Annotated in this window: 15 protein-coding genes; 12 read left to right on the top strand and 3 right to left on the bottom strand. The window is 73.6% G+C overall.

Annotated features, from left to right (window positions below):
• Position 1: 1 nt before the first annotated feature.
• Genes KAK03_RS06975 through KAK03_RS06985 form a run of 3 tightly spaced genes read left to right on the top strand, consistent with a single transcriptional unit; the run spans position 2 to position 2,750 of the window.
• The gene (locus KAK03_RS06975) at positions 2-712 is read left to right on the top strand and encodes an aspartate/glutamate racemase family protein (protein WP_210852767.1); all 711 of its coding nucleotides are present in this window, start codon (positions 2-4) and stop codon (positions 710-712) included.
• The gene (locus tag KAK03_RS06980) at positions 709-1,920 is read left to right on the top strand and encodes an aminotransferase-like domain-containing protein (protein ID WP_210852769.1); all 1,212 of its coding nucleotides are present in this window, start codon (positions 709-711) and stop codon (positions 1,918-1,920) included. The genes KAK03_RS06975 and KAK03_RS06980 overlap by 4 nt, the downstream gene beginning before the upstream one ends.
• Positions 1,917-2,750 (top strand): PhzF family protein, encoded by an 834-nt coding sequence (locus KAK03_RS06985; RefSeq protein ID WP_210852771.1) that lies wholly within the window; start codon positions 1,917-1,919, stop codon positions 2,748-2,750. Before KAK03_RS06980 ends, KAK03_RS06985 begins: the two co-directional genes overlap by 4 nt.
• Before the next feature lie 6 nt (positions 2,751-2,756).
• Here the strand turns inward: KAK03_RS06985 and KAK03_RS06990 are convergent, their stop codons facing one another.
• On the bottom strand, positions 2,757-3,227 hold the full coding sequence (locus tag KAK03_RS06990) for an Lrp/AsnC family transcriptional regulator (protein ID WP_210852773.1): 471 nt from the start codon (positions 3,225-3,227) through the stop codon (positions 2,757-2,759).
• A gap of 105 nt (positions 3,228-3,332) precedes the next feature.
• Between KAK03_RS06990 and KAK03_RS06995 the strand changes: the two genes are divergently transcribed.
• From KAK03_RS06995 to KAK03_RS07030, 8 genes are all read left to right on the top strand, one after another.
• Positions 3,333-4,565, top strand: a complete 1,233-nt coding sequence (locus KAK03_RS06995; RefSeq protein WP_210852775.1) for a trans-sulfuration enzyme family protein — start codon at positions 3,333-3,335, stop codon at positions 4,563-4,565.
• Between the two features lie 21 nt (positions 4,566-4,586).
• Positions 4,587-5,414, top strand: coding sequence for a basic amino acid ABC transporter substrate-binding protein (locus KAK03_RS07000; protein ID WP_210852777.1), 828 nt, complete (start codon positions 4,587-4,589; stop codon positions 5,412-5,414).
• On the top strand, positions 5,414-6,358 hold the full coding sequence (mmuM, locus tag KAK03_RS07005) for a homocysteine S-methyltransferase (protein WP_210852779.1): 945 nt from the start codon (positions 5,414-5,416) through the stop codon (positions 6,356-6,358). The genes KAK03_RS07000 and mmuM overlap by 1 nt, the downstream gene beginning before the upstream one ends.
• 22 nt (positions 6,359-6,380) lie before the next feature.
• Complete coding sequence (locus KAK03_RS07010; RefSeq protein WP_210852780.1) at positions 6,381-7,052, top strand: VOC family protein; 672 nt, start codon at positions 6,381-6,383, stop codon at positions 7,050-7,052.
• On the top strand, positions 7,052-7,612 hold the full coding sequence (locus KAK03_RS07015) for a flavodoxin family protein (protein WP_247660973.1): 561 nt from the start codon (positions 7,052-7,054) through the stop codon (positions 7,610-7,612). The genes KAK03_RS07010 and KAK03_RS07015 overlap by 1 nt, the downstream gene beginning before the upstream one ends.
• A gap of 155 nt (positions 7,613-7,767) precedes the next feature.
• On the top strand, positions 7,768-8,307 hold the full coding sequence (locus KAK03_RS07020; RefSeq protein ID WP_210852784.1) for a superoxide dismutase family protein: 540 nt from the start codon (positions 7,768-7,770) through the stop codon (positions 8,305-8,307).
• A 40-nt stretch (positions 8,308-8,347) separates the two neighbouring features.
• A complete protein-coding gene (locus KAK03_RS07025; protein ID WP_210852786.1) occupies positions 8,348-8,746 on the top strand; it encodes a hypothetical protein in 399 nt (132 codons plus the stop codon).
• A gap of 100 nt (positions 8,747-8,846) precedes the next feature.
• On the top strand, positions 8,847-10,856 hold the full coding sequence (locus tag KAK03_RS07030; RefSeq protein ID WP_247660974.1) for a TonB-dependent receptor: 2,010 nt from the start codon (positions 8,847-8,849) through the stop codon (positions 10,854-10,856).
• Here the strand turns inward: KAK03_RS07030 and KAK03_RS07035 are convergent, their stop codons facing one another.
• Positions 10,857-12,032 carry a pyridoxal phosphate-dependent aminotransferase gene (locus tag KAK03_RS07035; protein ID WP_210852788.1) on the bottom strand — a complete coding sequence of 392 codons (1,176 nt, stop codon included), beginning with the start codon at positions 12,030-12,032 and terminating at the stop codon, positions 10,857-10,859. It lies immediately after the preceding gene.
• Between the two features lie 37 nt (positions 12,033-12,069).
• Positions 12,070-13,128: a serine hydrolase domain-containing protein gene (locus tag KAK03_RS07040; RefSeq protein ID WP_210852790.1), complete on the bottom strand. Its 1,059-nt coding sequence runs from the start codon at positions 13,126-13,128 to the stop codon at positions 12,070-12,072.
• 34 nt (positions 13,129-13,162) lie between these two features.
• Between KAK03_RS07040 and KAK03_RS07045 the strand changes: the two genes are divergently transcribed.
• The gene (locus tag KAK03_RS07045) at positions 13,163-15,061 is read left to right on the top strand and encodes an NAD(P)-binding protein (RefSeq protein WP_210852793.1); all 1,899 of its coding nucleotides are present in this window, start codon (positions 13,163-13,165) and stop codon (positions 15,059-15,061) included.
• Positions 15,062-15,109 lie beyond the last annotated feature (48 nt).

Consider the following 15,109-nt stretch of genomic DNA (forward strand, 5'->3'; position numbering starts at 1 on the left):
GATGAGGACGATGGGGCTGCTGGGCGGCATGAGCTGGGAATCGACCGCGGTGTACTACCGCCTGATGAACCAGGGCGTGGCCGCGCGCCGCGGCGGTCTGCACAGCGCGCCGCTGCGCCTGGCCAGCGTGGACTTTGCCGAGGTGGCCGCGCTGCAGCGCGCCGGCGCCTGGCAGCAGGCGGGCGAGCTGCTGGGCCGCACCGGCGCCGGGCTGCGCGCGGCGGGCGCGCAGGCGCTGCTGATCGCCACCAACACCATGCACAAGGTGGCCGACACCGTGGTGCGCGAAAGCGGCCTGCCGCTGCTGCACATTGGCGATGCCACCGGCCAGGCACTGCGCGCCGCGGGCGTGCGCCGCGCCGGTCTGCTGGGCACGCGCTTCACGATGGAAGACGGCTTCCTGGCGCGCCACCTGAATGAGGGCTACGGCATCGACGTGGCCGTGCCCGCCGAAGCTGACCGCGCCGAGGTGCACCGCATCATCTTCGACGAGCTGTGCCGCGGCGTGCAGCACGACTCGTCACGCGCCACGTTCGCGCGCATCATCGGTGCGCTGGCCGAGTCCGGCTGCGACGCCGTGATCCTGGGCTGCACCGAGATCTCGCTGCTGGTGGACCCGGCGGTGCCGGGCTGGCCCGTGCCCCTGTTCGACACCACCGCGCTGCACGCGCAGGCCGCGGTGGACTGGATGCTGCAAGAGGAGACCGCATGAACTCGATCTGGACCCTGGCGCGCCGCGCCGACCGCCTGAACCCGTCGATCATCCGCGAGATCCTCAAGGTCACCGAGCAGCCCGGCGTGCTGTCGCTGGCCGGCGGCCTGCCCTCGGCCGAGACCTTCCCGATCGAGGCGATGCGCGAGGCCTGCGCCCAGGTGCTGACCGACACGCCCAAGGAAGCGCTGCAGTACGCCGCCAGCGAGGGCTACGGCCCGCTGCGCGAATGGGTGGCGGCCACGCTGAACGCGCAGGGCCAGCAGGTGAACGCGGCGCAGGTGCTGATCACCACCGGCTCGCAGCAGGGCCTGGACCTGGTGGCCAAGGTGCTGGTCGATGCCGGCGCGCCGGTGGCGGTGGAAACGCCCACCTACCTGGGCGCGCTGCAGGCCTTTGCGCCTTTCGAGCCGATCTTCGCCAGCGTGGCCAGCGACCACGAGGGCCCGCTGCCCGGCGCGATCGAGGCGCTGCGCCACGACGCACCCGGCTGCCGCTTCCTCTACGTGCTGCCCAACTTCCAGAACCCCTCGGGCCGGGTGATGCCCGAGGCGCGCCGTCAGGCGGTGGTGGCCGCGGCGCAGGCCGCGCGCGTGCCGCTGGTGGAAGACAACCCCTACGGCGACCTGTGGTTCGACGCGCCGCCCGCGCGCCCGCTGGCCGCGCGCTGGGCCGAGGGCACGGTCTACCTGGGCTCGTTCTCCAAGGTGCTGGCGCCGGGTCTGCGCCTGGGCTATGTGGTGGCGCCGCCCGCGCTGCACCCCAAGCTGCTGCAGGCCAAGCAGGCGGCCGACCTGCACACGCCGGGCTTCAACCAGCGCGTGGTGCACCAGGTGATCAAGGACGGCTTCCTGGACCAGCACATCCCCACCATCCGCGCCCGCTACCGCGCCCAGCGCGACGCCATGGCCGCCGCGCTCACCGAGCACCTGCCCGCCGGCAGCGAGTGGAGCGCGCCGCAGGGCGGCATGTTCTTCTGGGTGCGCCTGCCCGCCGGCTGTCACGCGATGGCCATGCTCGACAGCGCGGTCAAGGCCGGTGTGGCCTATGTGCCGGGCGAGGCCTTCTACGCCCATGCGCCCGACCGCCGCACGATCCGCCTGTCCTTCGTCACGCTGGGGCCTGAGGAGATCCGCCAGGCGGTGGCCCTGCTGGGCGGCGTGATCCGCCGCCACCTGAACGAGGAACTGCAGGAGGACACGCCGTGATCCACCGCTTCACGCAGCTGGATGTGTTCACCGCGGTTCCGCTGCGCGGCAACCCGCTGGCCGTGGTGCACGACGCCGACGGCCTGAGCGACGCGCAGATGGCCGCCTTCGCGCGCTGGACCAACCTGAGCGAAACCACCTTTCTGCTCGCGCCCACCCAGGCCGAGGCCGACTACCGCGTGCGCATCTTCACCCCCGGCGGCGAGCTGCCCTTTGCCGGCCACCCCACGCTGGGCAGCGCCCACGCCTGGCTGGCCGCCGGTGGCGATGCCAAGCGCCCGGGGATGGTGGTGCAGGAATGCGGCGTGGGCCTGGTGCGCGTGCGGCGCGACGGCGCGCGGCTGGCGTTTGCGGCGCCGCCGCTGCGGCGCAGCGGCCCGGCCGATGTCGACACCTGCGCCCAGGTGGCCGATGCCCTGCGCGTGCGGATGGACGAGTTGCTCGCCGTCGAGTGGGTCGACAACGGCCCCGGCTGGCTCGCTGCGCAACTGGCCGACGCGGACGCCGTGCTGCGCCTGCAGCCCGACTTCGCCGCGATGCGTGGCCTGAAGCTGGGCGTGGTGGGCGCCTACCCGGCGGGCGCCGAGTGCGCCTTCGAGGTGCGTGCCTTCGTGCCCGGCCTGGGCGTGCCCGAGGACCCGGTCACCGGCAGCCTGAACGCCGGCCTGGCGCAGTGGCTGATCGGCAGCGGCCGCGCGCCGGCGCAGTACGTGGCCTCGCAAGGCCTGGCGCTGGGCCGGGCCGGCCGGGTGCACGTGGCGCAGGACGGCGACACGGTGTGGATCGGCGGCGATGTGGCGCCGTGCATCAGCGGCACGGTCAGCCTCTGAGCCCCATCAAGAGATCGGCAACGCCAGGCTGCGCTTGAGCGGCTCGATCACCACCTGGGTGGTGATGCGGCTGATCTGCGGCACCTCGGCCATCAGGCGGGCGCACAGCGCGTCGTAGGCGGGCATGTCGGGGGCCAGCACCACGGCCACCAGGTCGGCCTCGCCGGTCACGTACCAGGCCTGCTGCACTGCCGGCTCGGCGGCCAGCCAGGCCTTCAGACGCGGCAGCGCGGCGTAGTTGTCGCGGCCGATCATCAGGCCGGCGATCAGCGTCAGGCCGCGGCCCATCACCGCGGGGTCGAGCACCGCCACCTCGGCCTGGATCACGCCGCGCTCGCGCAGGCGCTTCAGGCGCCGCTGCACCGCCGAGGCGGACAGGCCAATCTCGGCCGCCAGTGTCTCGGCCTTGCAGTGCGCATCGGCCTGCACGCGGGTCAGCAGGTGGCGGTCGAAGTCGTCCAGCTCGGGCAGGCTCATCGGCGCGCAGTCTAGCGGCGTCCGCCGGTGGGCCGCTGCGGCCAGACCGCATTGACGGGCCTCGCTTCGCGGCCGCGCCGCGCACACGCCGCCGACACTGCCGCGATGTCCGACCGACCCGCCGCCAGCCCCGACTGGGGCCTCGCCACCACCGCGCTGCACGCCCACCTGCAACCCGACGCCGCCACCGGCGCGATTCAGCCGGGCATCGCGATGTCGGTCAACCACCTGTTCACGCCGGGCGAGGCCGCCTTCTCGGCCCAGGGCGTGGACGACCTGGCCCAGCTGCCCTACCTGTACGCCCGCTGGGGCAACCCCACGGTGCGCCAGCTGGAGCAGCGCCTGGCCGCGCTGGAAGGCGCCGAGGACGCGCTGGCCACCGCCACCGGCGTGGCTGCGGTGGCCGCCGTCTGTTTCGGCCTGCTGCGCGCGGGCAACCATGTGCTGCTCAGCGACGTCTGCTATGCCGGCGCGCAGGAGCTGGTGCGCACGCTGCTGCCCGACTTTGGCGTGGCGGTCAGCGCGGTCAACCTGTCGGACCTGGACGCCGTGCGCGCCGCGATGCGGCCCACGACGCGGCTGGTCCATGCCGAGACGCCCTGCAACCCGCTGCTGCGCCTGACCGACCTGCGCGCGCTGGCCGACATCGCGCATGCGCACGGGGCGCTGCTGTCGGTGGACTCCACCCTCGCCACGCCGGTGTTCAGCCGTCCGCTGGACCACGGCGCCGACCTGGTGCTGCACTCGCTGACCAAGTTCATCAACGGCCATGGCGATGCGCTGGGTGGTGCCGTGATCGGGCCGCGCGCGCTGATCGCCCGGCTGCGGGCGCGGGCCGGCGTGTACCTGGGCGCCACGCTGTCGGCGCACAACGCCTGGCTGATCCTGCGCGGCATCGACACGCTGGACGTGCGCCTGCGCCGCGCCGCCGAGTCGGCCGGCCAGATCGCCCGCTTCCTGCAGCAGCACCCCGCCGTGCGCGCCGTCACCTGGCCCGGCCTGCCCGACCACCCGCAGCATGCGCTGGCGCAGCGCCAGATGCCGGGCTTCGGCGCGGTGCTCACCTTCCAGGTCCACGCGCCCGGCCCGCAGGTGGCCCAGCGCCTGGCGCGCCACCTGCGCGTGGCGCACTACGCCTTCTCGCTGGGTCACCAGCGCAGCCTGGTGGTCTGGCTGGGCACCGACGAGATGCTGGCCACCAGCTACCCGCTGCAGGGCGCCGCGCTGGCCGACTACCGCCGCTTTGCCGGCGACGGCGTGTTCCGCCTGAGCGTGGGCCTGGAGGACCCGGCCGACCTGATCGCCGACCTGGACCAGGCGCTGCGCACCACCGATTGAACGTTCACCCCAAGGACCCCCATGACCCTGCCGATCCCTGCCACGCGCCGCACCTGGCTGCACGCCACAACCGCCCTGGCCCTGGCCGCCCTGCTGGGCGCCTGCGGCCAGCGCGAGGCCGCCACCACCGCCGCCGCAGCAGCCCCCGCCTCGGCCGCCTCGGCGCCCGAGCGCGAGCTGGTGGTGGGCACCGACGCGGTCTACGCGCCCTTCGAGTACCAGGACGAGAAGGGCCAGATCGTCGGCTTCGACATCGACGTGCTGCGCGCCACCGCCGAGGCCGCCGGCCTGCGCGTGCGCTTCGTCAACACGCCCTGGGAGGGCATGTTCAACACCCTGCTGCAGGGCGACCGCGACGTGCTGGTCTCGGCCATCACGATCACCGACGAGCGCCGCCAGACCATGGCCTTCAGCGCGCCCTACTTCGACGCGGTGCAGCTGATCGCCGTGCCCAGCGCCTCGAAGGTGGCGCACTTCGCCGACCTGAAGACCCTGCGCGTGGGCGTGCAGACCGGCACCACCGGCGACGAGGCCGCATCCCGGCTGATGGGCAAGACCAACGCCCGGCTGCGCCGCTTTGAATCGACGCCGCTGGCGCTCAAGGAGCTGGAGTCCGGCGGCCTGGACGCGGTGGTGGCCGACAACGGCGTCATCGCCCACTATGTGGCCAACAACGGCGGCACGCGCTTCCGCGCGGTCAGCGACCCGGCCTTCGTGCCCGAGCAGTACGGCTTTGCGCTGCGCCCGGCCGACAGCGCGCTGCGCGAACGCCTGGACGCCGGCCTGAAGGCCATCCGCGCCGATGGCCGCTACGATGCGATCCACACCCGCTGGTTCGGCCCGAAGTGATGATCCCGCGCCCCGACCCCATCGCCGCCTGGCTGGCACGCCGGCCCCACCTGGTGCTGGACGGCGCACTGGCCACCGAACTGGAGCGCCGCGGCGCCGACCTGCGTGATGCACTGTGGTCGGCGCGCCTGCTGATCGAGCAGCCCGAGCTGATCCGCGCGGTGCACCTGGACTATTTCCGCGCCGGGGCCGACGTGGCCACCACCGCCAGCTACCAGGCCAGCTTCGAGGGCTTCGCGCGGCGCGGTCTGTCGCACGAGGACGCGGCCGCGCTGATGCGCCTGTCGGTGCGCCTGGCCACCGAGGCGCGTGACCAGGCGATGGCCGAGCGCCCCGCCGACGACGCCCGGCCCGCGCCGCTGGTGGCCGCCTCCATCGGCCCCTATGGCGCGGTGCTGGCCGACGGCTCCGAGTACCGCGGCCACTACGGCCTGGACGAGGCCGCGCTCATCGCCTTCCACCGCCCGCGCCTGCAGCTGCTGGCCGCCAGCGGCGCCGATCTGCTGGCGGGCGAGACGATCCCTTGCGTCGCCGAGGCGCGTGCGCTGGCGCAACTGATGGACGAGGTGGGCGCGCGCGGCTGGATCAGCTTCAGCGCGCGCGATGGCGGCCACATCTGCGAGGGCGACATGATCGAGGACGCGGTGGACGCGGTGCAGGGCTTTGACAGCGTGGTGGCCGTGGGCATCAACTGCACCGCGCCGCAGCACGTGGCCGAGCTGCTGGCGCGCGCCCGCACCCGCACGACCAAGCCGCTGCTGGCCTACCCGAACGCCGGCGAGACCTGGGACGCCCAGGCCAAGCAATGGCTGCCCTCGGCCGAGTGCGCGCACCGGCCCTTTGACGAGATGGCGATGGACTGGGCCGCCGCCGGCGCGCGCCTGATCGGCGGCTGCTGCCGCACCGGGCCGGCGCAGATCGCGGCACTCACCCGGCGCTGGTGAGACGCGGCGGCACAATCGCCGCATGCAGCACACCGAAGTCGACCATCTGGTGGTCGCCGCCGCCTCGCTGGCGCAGGCCGCCGCCTGGGCCGACGCCACGCTGGGCGTGACGCCGCAGCCCGGCGGCCGCCATGCGCTGATGAGCACGCACAACCTGCTGCTCGGCCTGACCGGCAGCGTGTACCCGCAGACCTACCTGGAGCTGATCGCGATCGACCCCGAAGCCCCGGCGCCCGGCCGCGCGCGCTGGTTCGGTCTGGACGACGCCGCGCTGCAGGCGCGGCTGGCCGCGCAGGGCCCCGAGCTGGTCGGCTTCGTCGCCCGCTCCGGCATGGTCGACATGCACCGCTGGGGCCTGATCAATGCGCGCTTCCAGCCCGGCCCGATCCTGTCGGCCAGCCGCGAGACGCCCGCCGGCGCGCTCAGCTGGAAGATCGTGGTGGCCGACGACGGCCGCCCGCTGGCCGGCGGCGCGGTGCCCACGCTGATTCAGTGGACCGGGCCGCACCCGGCCACGCGCATCGCGCCCAGCGGGCTGGACCTGACAGCGCTGACGGTGCGCGGCCTGCCCGACCTGGCGCACCAGGTGCTGCGCCTGCGCCCGCTGACCCGCGCCGCGCTGCCCGGCCCGGCGCTGGAAGCCACGCTGGCCACGCCGCGCGGTCCTGTCACCCTCGCCACCCACGTCGCATGATGGATCGACACCTTCTGTTCCTGGTCGCCAGCAGCCGCGCGGCCGGCCACATGGGCAACACCGAGGCGCTGGCGCGCCACGCCGCCCAAGCGCTGCCCGCCAGCACCCGCCAGACCTGGCTGCGCCTGGCCGACCTGGCCCTGCCGCCCTTTGTGGATGTTCGCCACACCGTGGGCCAGTACCCGCCGCCGGAGGGTGGCCTGAAGACGTTGGCTGATGCGCTGCTGGACTGCACCGACCTGGTCGCCGTCAGCCCGGTCTATTGGTTCAGCATCCCCGCGCCGCTGAAGCTGGCGCTGGACCACTGGAGTGGTCTGCTGCGCGTGCCCGGGCTGGACTTCAAGGCCCGCATGGCGGGCAAGCGCTTCTGGGCGGTGTCCACCAGCGGGAACCGCGCCAAGGCCCAGCCGCAGTTCGACAGCCTGGCGCTGTGCGCCGAGTTCATGGGCATGCGCTGGATGCCGCCGCTGTGGGGCGCCGGCGGCGCGCCGGGCGCGGTGCAGGGTGATGCGGCCGCGTGGCAGGCTGCGGCGCAGTGGCTGCTGAGCCACGACGCCTGAGCCACGACGGCCCATCAGCGCCTTGTCCTCTAGCGCCTGTTGATGAACGGCCGCTGAGTAACGGCTGATACCCCGGGCAGCGTCAGGGTGGGGAGTGATCCACCGCGGTCGCCTGCCTATAGTCGGTCCATCCCACCACCCCCAAGGAGACTTCCATGCGCGCCCCTCTTCGCCTGTCCGCCGGTGTCGCGACCCTTCTGCTGCTCGGCCTGGGTGGCTGTGCGATGCATGGTCAGCATGGTCATGGCGGCCCGGCCGCCGTGGCCACGCTGGCCCCCACCGCCGGCAACGCCACCGCCGGCCAGGTGATGTTCCACGAGATGGGCGGCCACCTGATGGCCCATGCCCGCATCACCGGCCTGAAGCCCAATGCCGAGCATGGCTTCCACCTGCATGAGAAGGGTGACTGCTCGGCGCCCGATGGCACCAGCGCCGGCGGCCACTTCAACCCCACCGGCCAGCCGCACGGCCCGCAGGGTGCGGCCCACCACGCCGGTGACATGCCGGCGCTGAAGGCCGATGCCAATGGCGTGGCCGACGTGCACTTCCACCTGGACGGCCCGACCATCGCCGCCGGGCCCGCCAGCATCATCGGCCGCAGCGTGATCGTCCACGCGATGCCCGACGACTACTCCACCCAGCCCACCGGCAACTCGGGTGCGCGCATCGCCTGCGGCGTGATCGCGGCGCGCTGAGCGCAGCACGCCCAGCGCGGATCAGGCACACTCCCGGTCGATGACCCCTCTGTCCCTGACCCGTGTGTGGCACCAGCGCCTGGTGGCGCTGGCGCTGGGCGCGCTGCTGGGCCTGCAGGGCATCGGGCTGTGGCACGGCATTGCGCATGCGCTGCCGGGAGCGCAGCAGACCGCTGGCACAGCGGCCTCCTCGGCCGCTCACTTCGCGGCCCACGGCGCGAAGGGTCATTGGGGCCAATCGGGCCACTGGGGCCACAGCGCTGGCGATCTGGCCTGCGAACTGCTGGACCACCTGGCCCAGGCCACGCCGCTGGCCACCGCGGCCATGGTCGTGGCGCCGCCAACGCTGCTCGCAGCGGCCCCGGTGGTGGCCGCACCCACGGGCCGCGCGGCCGACACCCCGTCGGCCTTCCTCGCCCGCGCCCCGCCGCGGGGCTGAACGTTCCCACCGTCATCCGCTGCCCGGGCCGCCAAGGCTCCGGCGGCGCCGTTGCTGTGGCCGTGCCCGCTCCCGGGCCGGCCGAACGTTCGAGTCCTTCATGCGCCTCACCCTGATTGCCGCCGCCTGCGTCGCGGCCGGGCCCGCCTGGGCCCAAGACGCCACCGTCGCCACCCCCTCCCAACAAATCGTCGTCACCGGCAACCCGCTGCGCCAGGCCGACCCGGCCGCACCCGCCTCGGTGCTCAGCGACGAGGCCCTGGCCGTGCGCCGCAGCAGTACGCTGGGCGAGACCCTGGACGGCCTGCCCGGCGTGGCCGCCACCGGTTTCGGCCCCAACGCCAGCCGGCCGGTGATCCGCGGCCAGGACGGCGACCGCATCCGCATCCTCAGCAACGCCGGGGCGTCGCTGGACGCCTCCAGCCTGAGCTTTGACCACGCGGTGCCGCTGGACCCGCTGGTGATCGAGCGCATCGAGGTGCTGCGCGGTCCGGCCGCGCTGCTGTACGGCGGCAGCGCGCTGGGCGGCGTGGTCAATGCGATCGACAACCGCATCCCGAAGTCGCCGCTGGAGCCGCTGTCCGGTGCGCTGGAGCTGCGCGGCGGTGGCGCGGCCCGCGAGCGCGCGCTCTCAGGCCTGGCCGAAGGCGGCGCCGACGGCCTGGCCTGGCATGCCGATGCCTTTGCCCGCCGCACCAGCGACCTGGCGGTGCCGCGCTTCATGGTGGACGGCGACAGCCGCACCCGCGTGCTCAACTCGGCCAGTGATGCCCAAGGCGGTGCGCTGGGCCTGTCCAGGGTCTGGGCCGACGGCTACGCCGGCGCCAGCATCGACACCTACCGCAACGACTACGGCGTGGTCGTCGAGCCTGATGTGACGATCCACATGAAGCGCGACAAGCTGGCGCTGGCCGGCGAGTGGCGCGCGCTGCCCGGCCCGATCAGCACCGTGCGCGCGCAGGCTGCCTTCACCGACTACCAGCACCAGGAGGTGGAAGGCAGCGGTGCCGTGGGCACCACCTTCGCGACGAAGGGCGGCGATGCGCGCCTGGAGGCTGTGCAGGCCAGCACCGCACTGGGCGCCGGTCGGCTGGACGGCGCCTGGGGCCTGCAGTGGGAGCGCGCGCGCTTCTCGGCGCTGGGTGACGAGGCCTTCGTGCCCACGACCCGCACGCAGCAGCTGGCGCTGTTCGGCCTGCAGCGCTGGAGCCTGGGCAAGGACCTGCACCTCAGCGTGGGTCTGCGTGCCGAGCAGGTGCAGGTCGATTCCGATGGCGATGCCGACGGCGGCACGCCGCGCTTCGGCGCGCCGCAGCAGCGCCGCTTTCACCCCTTCAGCGCCTCACTGGCCGCGGGCTGGGGCCTGGGCGCCGGCTGGCAAGCCACCGCCAGCCTGGCGCGCTCGCAGCGCGCGCCCACCTCGTACGAGCTGTACGCCGACGGCGTGCACGCGGCCACCGCCGCCTACGAGCGCGGCAGCGTGAATCAGGCGCTGGAAAGCAGCCGCCAGTTCGACCTGGGCCTGGCCTGGCAGCAGGGCCCCGACAGCGCCCGGCTGAGCGTGTTCCACAGCCGCTTTGCCAACTACATCGCGCTGGCCGCCACTGGCACCGACTTCACCACCGACGAGGGCGAGGTGGTGCCGGTCTACGCCTTCACCGGCGTGCCCGCGCGCCTGCATGGCCTGGAGGCGGAAGGCCGCTGGCAGGCCTGGTCCCAGGCCGGTCAGACGCTGACACTGGAAGCCCAGGCCGACCTGGTGCGCGGCGAGCGCAGCGACACCGGCGAGCCGCTGCCGCGCCTGGCGCCCTGGCGCGTGTCGCTGGCGGCCGACTGGCAAAGCGGCCCCTGGGGCCTGCGCCTGGACGTGCAGCACGCCGCCCGCCAGGACCGCGTGGACGCCAACGACACGCCCACCCCCGGCTGGACCCTGGCCCACCTGCGCGCCAGCTGGACCACCCGCCTGGCCGGCCACGACACGGTGCTGTTCGCGCGCGTCAACAACCTGGGCAACACGCTGGCCACCTCGGCCAGCGCGATCCCCACGGTGCGCGCGCTGTCGCCGTTGCCGGGGCGCAGTCTGGCGGCGGGCGTGCGCCTCGCGTTCTGATCAGCGCAGGGCCGCGGTGAAGGAGGCGATGCGCTGCATCGCCTCCTGCAGCCGCTCCATGCCGGTGGCGTAGGTGAAGCGCACCCAGCGGTCGCGCTCGTGCACGCCGAAGTCCATACCGGGCACGACGCAGACGCCGGCCTCGTCGAGCAGGCGGTTGGCGAAGACCTCGCCGCTCAGGCCCCAGCGCGAGACATCGGCGTAGACGTAGAAGGCGCCGTCGGGCTCGGTGGGGATGTCGAAGCCCATCGCGCGCAACGCCGGCACCACGTAGTCGCGCCGCTGCGCAAAGGCCTGCCGCCGCTGCTCGTAGATCGCCAGGCTCTCGGGCTCGAAGCAGCCCAGCGCCGCGTACTGCGCGGTGGCCGGCGGGCAGATGAACAGGTTCATCGCCAGCTTCTCGGCCAGCGGCACCAGCGCCTCGGGCAGCACCAGCCAGCCCAGACGCCAGCCGGTCATGCAGAAGTACTTGCTGAAGCTGTTGATGACGATGACGTCATCGCCCAGCGCCAGCGCGCTCCTGGGCGTGGGGCCGCCGTAGGTGAGCTGGTTGTAGATCTCGTCGAACACCAGGAAGCCGCGGCGCTCGCGCACCGCGTCCAGCACGCGCTGCAGCGCCTCAGGCGCGATCGTGGTGCCGGTGGGGTTGGACGGCGAGGCCAGCATCACGCCGCGGGTGCGCGGGCCCCAGTGGGCGCGCACGTCGTCGCCGTCCAGCTGGAAGCGCTTGTCGGAGCCGGCGGGGATCAGCCGCGTCGTGCCATCAAAGGCGCTGACGAAGTGGCGGTTGCAGGGGTAGGTGGGGTCGGGCATCAGCACCTCGTCGCCCACACCCACCAGCAGCGCGCAGGCCAGCTGCAGCGCGCCCGAGGCGCCAGCGGTGACCAGGATCCGGCTGGGGGGCACGTCCAGGCCGTGCACGCGGCGGTAGTGCGCCGAGATCGCCTCGCGCAGCGGCGTGATGCCGCTGTACGAGGTGTAGCGCGTGCGGCCCTCGGCCACCGCACGGTTCAGCGCCTCGACCACCGCGGGCGGCGCGGTGAAGTCGGGCTCGCCCACGCTCATCTGGATGATCGGCCGGCCTTCGGCGGCCAGCGCGTCGGCGCGGCGAAACAGCGCCATCGCGTGGAAGGGGTCGATGGCGTCGACGCGGGCGGCGGTGGGACAGGGCAGCATGCGCGGCTCCAAGGTGATGTTGTCGGGGCTCCGGCGCTCAGGGCCAGAGCAGGTTCATCCAGTCGGGCGCCGAGGTATCGGCGTCCTCGTCGCGGTTGCTCAGCACCAGCAGGGCCTCGCCGGTGGCGGGGCGGCGCAGGCACAGCGCGCGAAAGCCGGCATAGGCGCCGCCGTGGAAGACCACGTCGTGCCCGCCCCGCGACAGCACCTCCACGCCGAAGCGGTAGCTCTGGCCGGGCGGGGCAAAGCGGCCATCGTCGGCCATGGCCCGTGCCAGCAGGCTGTGCAGGCCGCGGGCCTGCCAGTCGGCCAGCCAGGCGGCCTCGGCGCGTTCCAGGTCGGCCAGCGTGGACCACAGGCCGCCGTCGCCCCAGCTGGCCAGTGGCACCGGCTGGTCGCGCCAGGCGCCCGACGGATCGCGGGCGTAGCTGCGCGCGCGCCGCGGCAACACGCGCCAGGGGTCGCGCTCGAAGCCGGTGTCGCGCAGGCCCCAGGGGCCGAACAAGCGTTGCTGCGCCAGCTCGGCCAGGCCCAGCCCGCTGATCTGCTGCAGGCGCTCGGCCAGCAGCACGTAGTTGCTGTTGCTGTACTCGTAGCGCTCACCGGGCACGAAGCGCAGGCCGCCGCTGCGGGCGATCAGCGCCAGCGCCTGGGCCTGATCGACCAGGTCGTTCTCGTGGTGCGCCAGCTGCGCATGCCACAGCGACAGGTAGTCGGGCAGGCCACTGGTATGGCGCAGCGCATGGCCGATGCGGATGGGGTGCTCCACCTCGGCCAGGGCCGGCAGGTGCGCGCGCAAGTCGTCCATCAGGTCCAACTGGCCGTCAACCACGGCCTGCAGGACCAGCGCCGAAACCCAGGGCTTGGCCTCGGACGCCAGGTAGCAGCGGGTGTGTTCGGTCAGCGGGGCGTCCCACTCCAGGTGCGCGCAGCCCTGAACGTGGCGGCGCAGCACTCGGCCGTGCTGCAGCCAGGACAGTGCGAAGCCCGGTGCCGACGGCGAGGCGGCGCGATCGGCCAGCGCCTGGTCCAACCGCGCCAGCAATGGCGACGACTCGGACAAGGGATGGGTCGGTGGCACGGTCTCGGGCAGCATGCACGCTGGTTTCCAACACGGACTGTGCATTGTCATGGACGGCGCCCACCCCATCACCCGCCGCGATCTGGTTCATGGTGCTGCCCTGGCGGCGCTGGGCGGTGCTGCCCAGGCCCAGGGTCTGGCCGGCCAGACCGACGCCGACAACGCCACCGCCCACACCTGGCGCGATCAGCCCGGCCGCTGGAACGACCAGGCCGCGCTGCGCGACGAGGACGAGCCCGACCTGCTGGTGGTGGGCGCGGGCATCAGCGGCCTGGCGGGGGCCTGGTGGTTTCGCGAGCACGCCGGGCGGCCGGTGACGATCCGCGTGCTGGAGGCCGCTGGCGAACTGGGCGGTCATGCGCGCCGCAACAGCTTCACCAGCCGCAGCGGCGCCACGCTGATCGGCTATGGCGGCTCGCAGTCGCTGGATTCGCCCTCGCTGTTCTCGCCCGCGGTGCATGCGCTGCTGCGTGGCGTGGGCATTGACCTGCAGCGCTTTGATACCGCCTTCGACCAGGGCTGGCACCAGCGCCACGGCCTGACCAGTCATGCGCTGCACTTCGGCCGCGCCGACTGGGGCCAGGCGCGCACCGTGCTGCGTGCCGCGAACGAGGCGCCGGCCGCCTGGCTGGCGCGCACGCCGCTGGGCGCCACCGCGCAGCGGGTGCTGGCGCGCCTGCTGGACGAGGCCTCGACCCATGATCCGCTGCCCGGCCTGCGCACCCGGGCCGCACGTGCCGGCGTGCTGGCGGCGCAGACCTACGCGCAGTTCCTGCGCCGCGGCTGGGGCGCCGACGACGAGGCCCTGCGCTGGTTCCAGGTCTCGACCCAGGGCTACTTCGGTGTGGGCATCGACGCCACCACCGCGCTGGACGCCTGGGCCGCCGGCCTGCCCGGCTTCCAGGCGCTGGACCTGGGCGAGCGGCCCTTTGCCGCCAACTCGCCCAGCGGCCGGCAGCTGAAGCTCAGCACCGACGACTACATCCACCACTTCCCCGACGGCAATGCCGGTGTGGTGCGGGCACTGCTGCGCGCGCTGCTGCCCGCCGCGCTGCCCGGCGCCGAGGGCATGGATGGCCTGGTCGATGCGCCGCTGCTGCACGATCGCCTGGACGAGCCTGGCCAGCCGGTGCGCATCGGCCTGCGCCACACGGTGGTGGGCCTGCGCCACCTGGGCCCGCCGGGCGCGGCGCAGCGGGTGGAGCTGCGCTACCTGGACCCGCAGGGCCGGCTGCGCAGCGTGCGCGCACGCCAGGTACTGCTGGCCTGCTGGCACCGCGTGATCGCGCGCCTGACCGACGAGTTGCCCGCCGCCCAGCGCCGCGCGCTGGACGACCAGGTCAAGGTGCCGCTGCTCTACACCAACGTGCTGCTGTCCAACTGGCGCGCCTTCCAGGCTGCGGGGGTGTCGGGCCTGCGCGTGGTCGACGGCTTCTGGGGCGATGTGGCGCTGGACTTTCCGGTGGCGCTGGGCCGTCAGCGCCCGCCCGCCTCACCCGACGAGCCGATCCTGCTGCACCTGGGCAAGGTGGTGGTGCCCGGTGGTGGCGCCTCGGCGCGGGCACAGGCCGCCGCGGGCCGTGCGCAGCTGCTGGGCTGGGACTTCGGCTTCATTGAAGGCCAGGTACGCACGCTGCTGGACGAGGCGCTGGGCGCGCATGGCTTTGACAGTGGGCGCGACATCGAGGCCATTACCGTCAACCGCTGGGCGCACGGCTACGCCTACGAGTACATGCGGCCCTGGGACGCCTACTGGCCGCGCGGCCCGCTGCCCTGCGAGACCGCGCGCCGCGGCTGGGGCCGGGTGGCGATTGCCAACAGCGATGCCGGCGCCTACGCCTATGCACACAGCGCGATCGACCAGGCCACGCGCGCGGTGCAGGAGCTGCTGCCCGCCGCACGTCTGCCCGAGTGGCGGCGCGTTCCCGGTCCAGCGATGCCAACCTGACAGCCTGGGGATGTGAACGCCGCGTGCGGCGCGCAGAATCCGCCCACA

Origin of the sequence: Ideonella alba (genome assembly GCF_018069845.1) — a bacterium.
Lineage (GTDB): Bacteria > Pseudomonadota > Gammaproteobacteria > Burkholderiales > Burkholderiaceae_C > Ideonella > Ideonella alba.

Bases quoted from the DNA above. Each gene is read 5' to 3' on its own strand.
- KAK03_RS07030 (WP_247660974.1), top strand. From the start codon at position 8,847: ATGCGCCTCACCCTGATTGCCGCCGCCTGCGTCGCGGCCGGGCCCGCC.
- KAK03_RS07035 (WP_210852788.1), bottom strand. From the start codon at position 12,032: ATGCTGCCCTGTCCCACCGCCGCCCGCGTCGACGCCATCGACCCCTTC.
- KAK03_RS06975 (WP_210852767.1), top strand. From the start codon at position 2: ATGAGGACGATGGGGCTGCTGGGCGGCATGAGCTGGGAATCGACCGCG.
- mmuM (WP_210852779.1), top strand. From the start codon at position 5,414: ATGATCCCGCGCCCCGACCCCATCGCCGCCTGGCTGGCACGCCGGCCC.
- KAK03_RS06980 (WP_210852769.1), top strand. From the start codon at position 709: ATGAACTCGATCTGGACCCTGGCGCGCCGCGCCGACCGCCTGAACCCG.
- KAK03_RS07040 (WP_210852790.1), bottom strand. From the start codon at position 13,128: ATGCTGCCCGAGACCGTGCCACCGACCCATCCCTTGTCCGAGTCGTCG.
- KAK03_RS07045 (WP_210852793.1), top strand. From the start codon at position 13,163: ATGGACGGCGCCCACCCCATCACCCGCCGCGATCTGGTTCATGGTGCT.
- KAK03_RS06995 (WP_210852775.1), top strand. From the start codon at position 3,333: ATGTCCGACCGACCCGCCGCCAGCCCCGACTGGGGCCTCGCCACCACC.
- KAK03_RS07010 (WP_210852780.1), top strand. From the start codon at position 6,381: ATGCAGCACACCGAAGTCGACCATCTGGTGGTCGCCGCCGCCTCGCTG.
- KAK03_RS07000 (WP_210852777.1), top strand. From the start codon at position 4,587: ATGACCCTGCCGATCCCTGCCACGCGCCGCACCTGGCTGCACGCCACA.
- KAK03_RS07020 (WP_210852784.1), top strand. From the start codon at position 7,768: ATGCGCGCCCCTCTTCGCCTGTCCGCCGGTGTCGCGACCCTTCTGCTG.
- KAK03_RS06990 (WP_210852773.1), bottom strand. From the start codon at position 3,227: ATGAGCCTGCCCGAGCTGGACGACTTCGACCGCCACCTGCTGACCCGC.
- KAK03_RS07025 (WP_210852786.1), top strand. From the start codon at position 8,348: ATGACCCCTCTGTCCCTGACCCGTGTGTGGCACCAGCGCCTGGTGGCG.
- KAK03_RS07015 (WP_247660973.1), top strand. From the start codon at position 7,052: ATGGATCGACACCTTCTGTTCCTGGTCGCCAGCAGCCGCGCGGCCGGC.